General features: G+C 64.3%; 11 protein-coding genes and 1 tRNA gene. 10 read left to right on the top strand and 2 right to left on the bottom strand.

The genetic code is table 11. The annotated features are described in order from the left end of the window. Positions 1–170: 170 nt before the first annotated feature. Positions 171–1,661, bottom strand: a complete 1,491-nt coding sequence (locus L979_RS17020) for a transglycosylase family protein (RefSeq protein ID WP_369792956.1) — start codon at positions 1,659–1,661, stop codon at positions 171–173. A 410-nt stretch (positions 1,662–2,071) separates the two neighbouring features. Between L979_RS17020 and L979_RS01865 the strand changes: the two genes are divergently transcribed. From L979_RS01865 to L979_RS01850, 4 genes are all read left to right on the top strand, one after another. Then, positions 2,072–2,917, top strand: coding sequence for a phage holin family protein (locus L979_RS01865; RefSeq protein WP_231559351.1), 846 nt, complete (start codon positions 2,072–2,074; stop codon positions 2,915–2,917). A 209-nt stretch (positions 2,918–3,126) separates the two neighbouring features. After that, positions 3,127–4,080: a DMT family transporter gene (locus L979_RS01860; protein WP_047688520.1), complete on the top strand. Its 954-nt coding sequence runs from the start codon at positions 3,127–3,129 to the stop codon at positions 4,078–4,080. 117 nt (positions 4,081–4,197) lie between these two features. Then, the gene (locus L979_RS01855) at positions 4,198–5,433 is read left to right on the top strand and encodes a glycosyltransferase (protein ID WP_052209341.1); all 1,236 of its coding nucleotides are present in this window, start codon (positions 4,198–4,200) and stop codon (positions 5,431–5,433) included. 47 nt (positions 5,434–5,480) lie between these two features. Next, a tRNA-Ile gene (locus tag L979_RS01850) sits at positions 5,481–5,554 on the top strand. Here the strand turns inward: L979_RS01850 and L979_RS17015 are convergent. Beyond that, positions 5,514–5,774 (bottom strand): helix-turn-helix domain-containing protein, encoded by a 261-nt coding sequence (locus L979_RS17015; protein WP_369792957.1) that lies wholly within the window; start codon positions 5,772–5,774, stop codon positions 5,514–5,516. The genes L979_RS01850 and L979_RS17015 overlap by 41 nt on opposite strands. 211 nt (positions 5,775–5,985) lie before the next feature. Between L979_RS17015 and L979_RS01845 the strand changes: the two genes are divergently transcribed. The 6 genes from L979_RS01845 to L979_RS16595 all read left to right on the top strand — a co-directional run. Beyond that, on the top strand, positions 5,986–6,207 hold the full coding sequence (locus L979_RS01845; protein WP_181954283.1) for a helix-turn-helix domain-containing protein: 222 nt from the start codon (positions 5,986–5,988) through the stop codon (positions 6,205–6,207). After that, the gene (locus L979_RS01840; RefSeq protein WP_047688516.1) at positions 6,204–7,100 is read left to right on the top strand and encodes a helix-turn-helix domain-containing protein; all 897 of its coding nucleotides are present in this window, start codon (positions 6,204–6,206) and stop codon (positions 7,098–7,100) included. Before L979_RS01845 ends, L979_RS01840 begins: the two co-directional genes overlap by 4 nt. Before the next feature lie 169 nt (positions 7,101–7,269). Continuing rightward, positions 7,270–8,322 (top strand): DUF2637 domain-containing protein, encoded by a 1,053-nt coding sequence (locus tag L979_RS14265; RefSeq protein ID WP_052209340.1) that lies wholly within the window; start codon positions 7,270–7,272, stop codon positions 8,320–8,322. A gap of 4 nt (positions 8,323–8,326) precedes the next feature. Then, complete coding sequence (locus tag L979_RS01830) at positions 8,327–9,439, top strand: helix-turn-helix domain-containing protein (RefSeq protein ID WP_156125297.1); 1,113 nt, start codon at positions 8,327–8,329, stop codon at positions 9,437–9,439. Positions 9,440–9,442: 3 nt separating this feature from the next. Then, positions 9,443–10,309: an RNA polymerase sigma factor gene (locus tag L979_RS14260; protein ID WP_052209339.1), complete on the top strand. Its 867-nt coding sequence runs from the start codon at positions 9,443–9,445 to the stop codon at positions 10,307–10,309. Between the two features lie 52 nt (positions 10,310–10,361). After that, on the top strand, positions 10,362–10,553 hold a 192-nt coding region (locus L979_RS16595), incomplete at its 3' end, for a hypothetical protein (protein WP_231559350.1).

The raw sequence follows: 10,553 nt of genomic DNA, 5'->3' as shown, positions 1-10,553 counted from the left end.
AACGGAAACGTTGATCCCGCCCCTCTTGGCGTACCTGGGCAGTGCTTTGGGTCCCTGCCTGCGTTGTGGTGAGTCCTCACAGTTGTACTGACTGGTCAGCGCCAGCAATGTGGGACCAACGCTCGAGGCCCCCGACGCGCGTTCGCGCCGGGGGCCTCAAGCGTGATGGTTCACAGGTAGGTGTAGAACCCGTCCACCTGCATGGCGTTGACCGCGTGGATCATGGTGCCCTGCTGAGGGTTGAGTGCGGAGATCATCAGACCGTCACCCAGGTAGATGCCAACGTGGGAGCCGTTGTTCTGCGACACCAGGTCACCGGGCTGCGGGTTGGCGGTGGGGGTGGCCGCTGCAAACTGATCCCAGGTCACGCGGGGGATCTGGATGCCGTGCTGGGCGTAAACCCACTGGGTGAATCCGGAGCAGTCCCAGTTCTTGAAATCGGTGCCGCCCCACACGTAGTTGCCGCCCAGACCCAGCATGGAGGTCTCCACAATGGCGGAACCGGAGGTGGTGGTGCTGCCGTCCACAACGCTCTGCACGTCCACCGGGGTGGCGGTTGAGGTGCCCAGGGCGGCTTGCTGCTGCTGAGCCTGCTGAGAGGTCTGAACGGTGGTGGTGGATTCACGGTTGGTGGCTTCCGTGTCCAGGGAACTGTTGTTGGCCACGATCCCGGCGTTGTAACCGCCGTGCAGGATGGCCATGATCTCGGCGCGGGTGATGCCATCGCCTACGTAGAGGTTGCCGTCGAATGCGGGCAGAACGCCCACGCTGTTGAGCCAGTCCAGCTCCGTGTAGCCCGGCGTGCGGGAGGAGATGTCCACGTACGGAGACTCGGCGGGCGCTGTGTGCGCGGGGGATCCGGCGCCGCGGTGCAAGACCTTGCCCAGGGCGGTGGCATCCACGTCGGCTTCCGGGCGGAACGTGCCGTCTGACCACCCCTTGAACAACCCCATTTGGGTGGTCCAGGCAACGGCATCCAGGTAAGCAGGATCGGTGGGGGCATCCGAGTAGCGGTTGGTGGCCACGGAGGTGTCCACGGCCGGTTCACCGGCCATGCGGTACAGAATCACGGCGAAGTCCTGACGGGTCAGGTTCTCATCCGGGCGGAAGGCGCCGTTGAGGTCGGCCTTGATGATTCCGTTCTGAGCGCCCCACTTGATGGAACCCTTGGCGTAGAAGCCCTCGGGCACGTCGTTGAAGTCGGCGGGAGCAGTCGTGGCTGCGGCCACGTTGGATGCAGCCCAGGGAGACTGGGTGTTGGTCGCCTGGGTTTCCACCGGAGTCTGCAGTGCACTGACCCCCATGGGGTTGGCCACGGGCTGGGCGGCACTGGACAGGCCCAAGGCGGAGGAGCAGGCGGGCCATGCACCCCAACCTTGACCGGCCAGAACGTTCTCGGCCACAGCAATCTGCTGTTCACGGGTTGCATCCTGGGGGGCGCCCGTGCCACCAAAGGCTTCCCATGTGGACTGGGTGAACTGCAGGCCTCCGTAGAAGCCGTTACCGGTGTTGATGGACCAGTTGCCGCTGGATTCGCATTGGGCCAGTGCGTCCCAATCGGATTCGGGAGCTGCAGCGGCAGGGGTGACGCCGGCTGCGGCAATGGCACCGCCACCGACAGCCACGGTGACGGCAGCACTGAGAAAACGGGGGTTCTTCATCCGTGTTTGCTTCCTGGTGGGAGACAAGTGTGAGAGGACCAAGGTTTTCCGCTCACAACTGGGCCCAGGCATGGCGAAGCACGCTGAAGGCAGCAAAAAGTGGTCGGCAAATGATCCACGGGGAAGCGTGAGAACCGGACCAGGGGAAGAACTGTCACGGTTCCATAACGGTGCAACGATAATGGACTTGTCACAAAAGTTGCAAGACGGTATCTGCAGAATCATGCATTCTGTGTGGTGATCCGTCTCACCAGCGGTGATGGTCGGCATCAGCTGGTGTGTGTAACCCGGGGTGTTGTCCGCGGCACCGGGCGCGATTTTTTCATCAGCCCGGTGATACTTTGGAGACTGAGCAAAAAGCAACTGTCAGGTTGCTGCTGATCGAAGACTTTACGGAGGCAGGAATGTCCATGTCCGTTGATGCGCAAACGGGCCACGCCACTGACAACGGATCCACACGGTCCGATCACGTTGGCGCAGCCAAGGCAGCGCGTTCATCACAAGCCGGTGCAGCATCGCTGCCGGATGTAGTCAAAGTGTTCGGCAAGCTGTTGCCGCGCCAGATCCAGGATGAACTGGCCCTTGCCAAGCTGGAGCTCAAGGACAAGGGGATCAAGGCCGGTAAGGGTGTTGCCCTGATCGTGGTGGGCCTGGTCTTCCTGTTGTTGGCCACCATCGCACTGGTGGTGGCCGCCGTGGCCGGCCTGGCTCAGGTCATGCCGCTCTGGCTCTCAGCCCTGATTGTTGCCGCGTTCTTCCTGCTGGTTCTGATTGTTCTGGCGGCCGTGGGTGCCTTGATGATCAAGAGCGCCATGCCGTTGAACCCGGTCCGTGCCGTGCGCGGTCTGAAGTACGACCTCGGCGTGGTCAAGGAAGGCTCGGCCTACACCGAGGCCCGCGTGCGCCGCGAAGAGGCCGAGGCCAAGGAACGCAAGGTGCAGGAGAAGAAGGAGCATAAGGCTCAGTCCTCCAACCAGCCGCCGGCACCGTCCGAGTCGCAGTTGCGTCAGCGCCTCAGTGTTCGCCGCGAGAAGCTCAAGGAGCTGCGCGATGACGCCGAGAACCGCAAGAACCACGTGCAGACCTCCGCCGTGGGTTTTGTGGACCGCACCCGCACCACGGTCTCAGGAGCCAGCTTGAAGGCTTCCTCCACTGCCGAGCAGGTGGGTGAGCGCGTTGGTCCCGTGGCCGTTGCCGCTGCCGCCGGAACCGCCTTCCTGGTGTTCCTGGTCAAGTTGATCCGTCGCTCGCGCTGAGCCTGGAATCGTCACGACGATGGCGCCGGTGAGCGTCGTCGTTGACAGAGGAAGTCCCCGGGAGTCCACAGGCTCCCGGGGACTTTTCCGTGTTGGGGCATGCATTCCCAGCTTGTCCCCATACCATTGCCACGGTCGGCCCAACCGGCCATGACATGGCCCAGGCCGTGAATCCACAGCCATCGAGTGAAAGGTCCGGAGGCCACTGCATGCCGTTGATCGCCGTAGGCCTGGCCATTCTCTCCGCTGTGGGGTTGGCCGGTGGAACGCATCTTCAGTCGGTGGCGGTGGTCAGCCGTAGCGATGGCAAACTCTCCTGGAGTCAATTCCGCCATGTGCTGCGTTCTCCACGGTGGACCGCGGGTCTGGTGCTGTTGGGGCTGGGCACCGTGTTCAACGTGGCGGCCCTGAGCATGGCGCCTGTGACTGTGGTCCAGCCCATTGGCGTGTTGGGTCTTGTGATCACCACGGTGTTGCATTCACGCCACGTCAAGATCCCCATCAATGCCGCCACGTGGCGGGCCATCGGCCTGTGCATGGGCGGGGCCACGGTGTTCGTGCTGACCGCCGTGCGGGTCACGGATCCGGCCTTGACCATTGCAGACAGCGCCTCTGACGTTGTGACTTATCTTCTGGCGGCAGTGATTGCCGTGGTGTGCCTGGGCATGCTGTTTCTCAGTGACCACCAGAAGGCGCTGTTCTATCTGTTTGCAGCCGGCACCCTGTACGGATTTGTTGCCGTTCAGGTCAAAGTGGTTTCCGTCCAGTTGCGTACCGGCGCCGGTGCCTGGTGGCAGAACGTCGAAGTGGACAACGTGATCGGTTTGCTGATTGCCGCAGCTCTGGGTGGCTGGTTGGTGCAAAGCGCATACGCGGCCGGGCCTCCGGAGCTGGTCATGGCCGGGCTCACGGTGGTGGACCCCATGGTGGGTGTGGTCCTGGGGCTCAGCGTGTTGGGAGAAGCCGGAGAGAACTTTGGCCCGGTCTCCGCCTTGATGCTTGCAGCCAGTGGCGCGGTGTCCGTGGCGGGCGTGCGCCTTCTCTCCAGGCATCACCCAGAAGTTCTTGCAAAAATGCCTGCCGCCCGTGCGCCCAAGACAGGCGAACTCGGGATCATCCCCAAGGCACCCGCCCCCCGTTCCGCTCATCACCAGGAGGACTGAACCTCAGTGCCGCAACTCGTCCCGGAGCATGACTCGCAGCCTGAACTGACCCCAGATCCTCGGGGACACATTCGAGATGACTACCGGCTCCCTCCTGAACCAGCACCAGATGCTCGGGTGGGGACCCAGCAAGCGGCGCAGCCCCTTACGGTGCTGGTGGTGGCGGAGACCTATCCGCCGGACATCAACGGCTCCTCGCAATTCTCCAGGCGCTTGGCGCAGGCGATGGCTGGTCGCGGGCACAACGTTCACGTGGCTGCACCGCGCCCCAGCCGTGGTCGATCGATCCGGCGGATGGACGGGCGAGTGACCGAACACCGGTTGCGCTCGCACACCGCATTCACCTACACCACGTTCAACCTGTGCCTGCCGTGGGAAGTCAGCGGTCAGATCAAACAGATCTTGGACGATCTCCGCCCGGACGTGGTGCACATCGAGTGCCACTACATCCTGGGTCGCCTATTCGCCCGGGAAGCCCAGCGCCGGGGCATCCGCTTGATCGGCACCAACCACTTCATTCCGGAGAACATTGAGCAGTACATACCGCTGCCAGATCTGATCCGCCGGATCTACCGGCGCATCTCCTGGCGGGACATGGCAGGTGTGTTCCGCCGGTGCGACGTCGTGACCGCCCCCACCCCCTTGGCTGTGGAATCCATGAAGGACAACGGGTTCACCTTCCCCGTCTATGCGCTCTCCAACGGGATTGCGGCGGAGAACTACCAACTGCGGGCAGGGGAGAACCTCAAGCCGCGGGAGCATCCCACCATCTTGTTCGTGGGGCGCCTGGACCCGGAAAAACACGTCGACGTCCTGATTCGTGCCCTGGCCCGGATCAAGGATCAAACGGATGCGGTTCTGGAAGTGGTGGGCCAAGGTGGTGAGTACGACTCCCTGGCGGAGCTGGCCAGAAGCCTGGGGGTTGAACACCGGGTGGTTTTCCGGGGCTTCCTCTCAGACGAGGACCTGCGTCGCAGCTACCTCACCGCGGACATTTTTTCCCAACCAGGAACGGCCGAACTGCAATCCCTGGTGACCTTGGAGGCCATGGCGGCTTCCCGTCCCGTTCTGCTCGCTGATGCCCGTGCGCTGCCGCACCTTGTGGAGTCCGGGGTCAACGGGTGGCTGTTTCCCCCGGGCGACGACGCCGTGGTGGCTGATCGTCTGTTGCACTTCCTTTCCCTGCCTGCGCATGAGCGCAGCGCCATGGGCAACGCCAGCCTAAAGCTGGTGGAACAACACAGTTTTGGTGCCACCGTTGAGGGCTTCGAGCGCATGTACCGCGGGGCGGATCCTGAGCGACTCCTGGCGAACTGGCCGATGCTGGATGAGCCTGAGACTCCGCTAGGCTAGGGGCCGTTGTGTCCGGGGCGCGTCGTTGGCACGCTCGGGAGACTCCAGGGGCGATAGCTCAGCTGGTCAGAGCAGAGGACTCATAATCCTTTGGTCGTGGGTTCAAGCCCCACTCGCCCTACCCTTGCCCCCGTCGAGACCAAGTCTTGGCGGGGGCTTTGCCGTGCCTGCAGAATGTGCGGCCCCAGGAGCTCGCCGAGCGAGATGTCGAACTCACCTGCGATCGTCGCCAACTCATCAATGCTGAACGAGGTCTTGCCGCGAAGACGATCAGACATGGGCCCTTGTGAGACGCCCAGGGCTACCGCCAGGTCCTTCTGGCGGATACCGAGCCGAGCCATCCAAGCGCGGACTTCCGCTCCCGCTTGTACTGATGTCGTCATCATGCCTCCCTAGGTCCGTGCACCATCTGCACTATTGCAACCGGCTAAGCCGGCTGCACTATTGCCAATAGTGCCAATAGTGCCACATGTATGGGTTTGGTCGAGAAAAATTTGGACACGCCAAACTTTTCGGCTTGAACCGATTGGGCTGAGCCCATACGGTATGGGCATGAACACACCTAGATTGGTATCAGCCAATGTCCGAGCTGAGATGGGCCGTCGCAGCGTTAGCCAGAAGGACCTGGCGGCCGCGCTGGGCTTGTCCCCTGCAGCCATGTCCGACCGCTTGCGCGATCGCGTTGAGTTTCGACTGTCCGAGCTAGACCTTCTCTCGAAGCGTTTGGGCGTGAGCGTTGTCGCGCTGCTGACGGTAGTGGAGGTGGCGGCATGAGCAACGTTGAGGACCGAGTGCTCACGCAGAGTGAGGCTCGTGAGCTCACGGACCAGATCGCAGAAGGACTGATCGACGTGCATACGCTGATCGTCCAGGCCTGGGAGGGTCAAGCGTGGCGAGCATTGGGACATGCGTCCTGGGATGAGTGGATTGACGCGAACTTTCGTGGCCTCCAGTTGAGACCGCCGCGCGAGCAGCGGGCTGAGGTCATCCAGTCCATGCGGGCCGCCGGCATGAGTGTGCGCGCGATCGCTCAGGCCACGGACCTCGGTTATGGAACGGTCCAACGGGCGTCAGGTGATCCAAATGGATCACCTGGACATCCCCTGGAAGACGAGTCAGGTGTTCAAAATCGAACACCTGAACGTTCCCTGGGTGTGGATGGGAAGTCCTACACCCGGCCTGCGGCGCCGTCGGCGGCGGATGTTGCAGCCTTCGATGATGTGGCCCTGGACGACCTGGGTATCGGCGTGATTGACATCGAGCCTGCCCCAGACCTGCGGCCCCCGCGGCCGGTGTCGCCTTTCGAGCGCCCTGTGCAGGTTGTGGACGTCGCCGGTGAAGCGGTTGTGCCGGCTGGTGCCGAGGTGCCTGTTGCGTGGTGGGAGGGGCCGCGTGCTGCGTTGCTGGAGGCGGAGTCCCGGTGCGTGCGGTTGCTGGAGGAACGCAGGGCTGAGCCGCGTTTGGTGGAGGACCCGGCGGATCCCGGTGCGGCGGAGTTGTCGATGGCTGCTGCCCGGACGGTGCTGGCTGCCGGCGGCGTGATCGTGGATCTGCACCCGGAGGATTTGGACGCTCAGAGCCGTGCGGATCTGCAAAAGGTTCTGGGGCGTGTGATTGAGGCCCTGGACGGAGTTCTGGGGGATCTGGAGGCCGGCGATGCTGCGTGAGTCTGAGGGCAAAGCAATGCGCGCCCGGGGTGGCACCGGACGCGCATCTCATCAACAGCAGCTAGGAACGGCTTCGTTGGTGTCTGAAACGGTACCAAGGGATCGTTCCTTTCGCCAGGGTTCTGGGTGGTCTCAGAGATCGCGGCGGATCAACCCTGACACGTTGCCGGTGCAGTGGGTCGTTGTGGCGTTGGTGGTGATGCTGGGTATCACCTCTTTCATCGTCTCGTTCCGCGCGCTCTACGACGTTGCGGAGTGGGCCGGGATCGGGTCGCAGATTCAGTGGGCCGTACCGGTGTTCATTGATGGCGCGATCTTGACCTACGCCATGTCCGTTTTGGTTCATCGCTCCCGGGGTGAGTCCACGATTCCTTCGTGGGTGAGCCTGGGTGCTTTCACGGCCATGTCCGTGACCGCCAACGCCGCGCACGCGCTGTCCATCCCGCGCGAGCAGGAATGGCAGGCCTGGATTGGTGCTGCCATCGCCGCGTTGGCTCCCATCGGTGTCTTTGCTGCCACGGAGCAGTTGGCGCGTCTGGTGGTGGAACGCCCGGGTGCGAGGCCTGCGTCATCCGTGGCTGAGCCAGTTGGTGCCGGGTCAAAGGTGTCGCCGGCCCGTCTCGGGATCTCCGCACTGGGTGGCAGCGAGACCAGCTTCCGTTTCCCCCACCGTGCTGATGACGGCAAGCGAACGGAAGCAGCAGCCCCGGTGGAACCGGAAACGGAAGCGGCAGCGGGTGCCCTTCCGGAAGCGGTTGCCGATTCATCTTTGGCGCCGGAAACCCTGCCGGATAGCCCGACTACTGACCCGGAAGACGGGCCGGCGGTAGGACCCGCCGGTGACGCTGTTTCTGCTGATGAAACCCGGGTTTCCGGGCTTCCGGAAGCTGTTACCGATCCGGGTGCCGCGCACGTGTCCGGGGCGGAAACTCCATCCGGGATGGCAAGCCAACGACCCGTGGCGGCCCGCGAGGGTGAGGCCGCTTCCGGTTCACCGGAAGCCTCGTTGCCGGGTGCCGTTGCCGCTCCGGAAGGGCTTCCGGAGCGGGTTGCCGGGGATGCGGATGGGTTTGCCGCGTGGGTGGCTGAACGGGTCGCCGGTGGCCGACCGATCACGGGGACTGCTGCAGGGGAGTTTCTGGGTGTCTCGGACAGGACCGGACGGAATCGCATCAAGGAGCTCAAGAACGAGCGTCCCGAGATCTTTGAAGGAGTGAGCTGACCCCATGTCAGTGCGAATGACCAGCTTGGTCTGGCAGCTGCCGCTGTCAGGGAATCAACTGGTGATCATGCTCGCGATCGCCGATGAGGCCGACTCGGACGGGGTGTGCTTCACCGGTCAGCAGAAACTAGCAGGCAAGGCCCGGGTGTCTGAGCGCACGGTGCGGCGGACCCTACTGGAGATGCGTGACGCCGGGTTGCTGCATACGGAACGCCGGCCTGCAGAGTGGGCACGGGGGCGTCGCACGGACGCCATCATCTTGGACCCGGGCGCGATGCTGCGCCACGGTCAAGAGATGGTGGAGCCGATCGAAGATCGCCGGCAACGCCAGATCAACCGGCTCTCGTATGAGGTCGATCCGGGGCACGTGGAACCGGAGGGCAACGACGGCGACCAGCTGCCGGCGCCCCCCGCAGTGGAGGCCGTCGAGCCTGTGGATAACTCGGGATTCGTTCAACCGGACAAAATGACCGGTAAATATGTTTCGCCTAGTCAGAGTCAACCGGACAATTTGGCCGGTAGATCGTTCAACCGGACAAATCGGGTCGTTCAACCGGACAAATTGGACACCGATTTCGAGGGTGCCTTAATAGGCTCGCGCGCGCGTCTTTACCCATCCAATCCCATCCAATCCTCGGCACCGGTCGCTGTGGAGAACTCAACCGGTGATGGATCGGACCGGATCGGATGGGGGGATGAACCAGCGCAGGGTGCCGCGGCGCCCGGTGGGGGTGATCTGCGGGCGGTGGCTGGCGTGCCGCTGCGGTTGCTGCGGGCCAAGCTCGGCGGCGACACCGGTGTTTTGGCCGGGTTGGATGACCGGATCGTGGCCGAGGTCATCGGTGTGGTGATGGCCCGGGCCGCGGGCCCGGTGCTCTCCCCGATGGGGCTGATGATCGCTGCGTTGCGTGACCGGGCGTCGGCCTTGGACACGATCGAGGAAGCCGTGGCCCGGGTGGAATCCCGCCGGCCAGCGGACGAAGACCACCGGCCGGTGGCCACCACCCCAGCACGTCGGCAGGTGACTTGCCGGGTGCATCACAGCTCGCATCTGGAGGGCCAGGAGTGCCCAGGGTGTCGGGCGGATCGAATCGTTGCGAAGGTCCAGGAGGCATGAGCCATGGCCACGACACAACAAACCCACCACGACCAGTCAGCCCGGGTGCGGCTGGAATCGGGGTCAACGGCTGCGTGGGAGGCCGTGCGAGCGGTCATGGGCGATGTGGTGCCCGTGATCCGGGGCAAGCTCACCGCCGGTGGTGCTGCCAGTGACGTGGAGGACGTCGCCCAGGAAACGCTGATGTCGGCGGTGCGGTCGGTCTCGAAGTGGGACCCGGCCCGGGGCACCCTGACGGGGTGGGTGACCACGATCGGTAAGCGGAGGGCGGTGGATCACCTGCGCTCCAGGCACCACCAGGCCACCGCGGTGGGGATCTCCCCGGTGGGTGGAGCGACCTCGGAGGACGTGTGGGAAGTCGATGTGGCCCAAGAGGGCCACGAGGACGCGGTCGTGGACCGGTTGGCGTTGGCCGCCCAGATCCACGAGGTCCTGGCCGAAGTCCGGGCGGTGCTGCGCTGTGATCGGACCGTGCACAGGGCGCTGACCCTGTTGATTGATTGCGAGGGTGACACCGAGCTTGCGGCCAAGCGGTTGGGTACGACCACGGCGGTGGTGCGTGAAGCCCGGCGCGAGACGGTCCGCGCGGCGTGTGTGGTCCAGCGGGCCCAGGGGCTGCACCGGTCAGCGCAGCGGGTCACAGCTGGTGCTTTGTTGGATTGCCTGCCGGCGGAGATTGGGGCGTGGACCCGCACGATCACGGTCGAAGCGGTCCGCGCCGGTGGGTTCGAGCGGGTGCGGGTTGAGGCGGTGGCTGCTGCGACGGGGTGGTCGATCTCCACAGCACGGCAGCGGCTGGGGGATACGAAATGGCTGCTGAGCATCGCGCGGACTATCGCGGAGACGGGCACGATCCAGGCAGCTGCGTGAGGCCCTGACACACATCGGGGCTCGGTGGGGTGGATGGGTGGAGCAGGAGGCCATGATGACGCAGCAAGACCACACACCGCACCACGACCAGGGTCAGGACCCAGAAGGTCTGGAGCTCCAGGACGAGTCGGGGGCACAGACTGGGCGCGCGGAGGCGGATCTGCATCCGCGGGAACGCCGGGCCAGGGCCAGGAGGGGCCCGTTGCGTCGTGGCTTGGGTGCTGTGATGGATCAGGGGTGGGCG

Origin of the sequence: Kocuria sp. ZOR0020, from assembly GCF_000800955.1 — a bacterium.
GTDB lineage: Bacteria > Actinomycetota > Actinomycetes > Actinomycetales > Micrococcaceae > Kocuria > Kocuria subflava.
The sequence above is the reverse complement of the archived record's forward strand: the minus strand, read 5'-3'. Positions and strand labels throughout refer to the sequence as shown.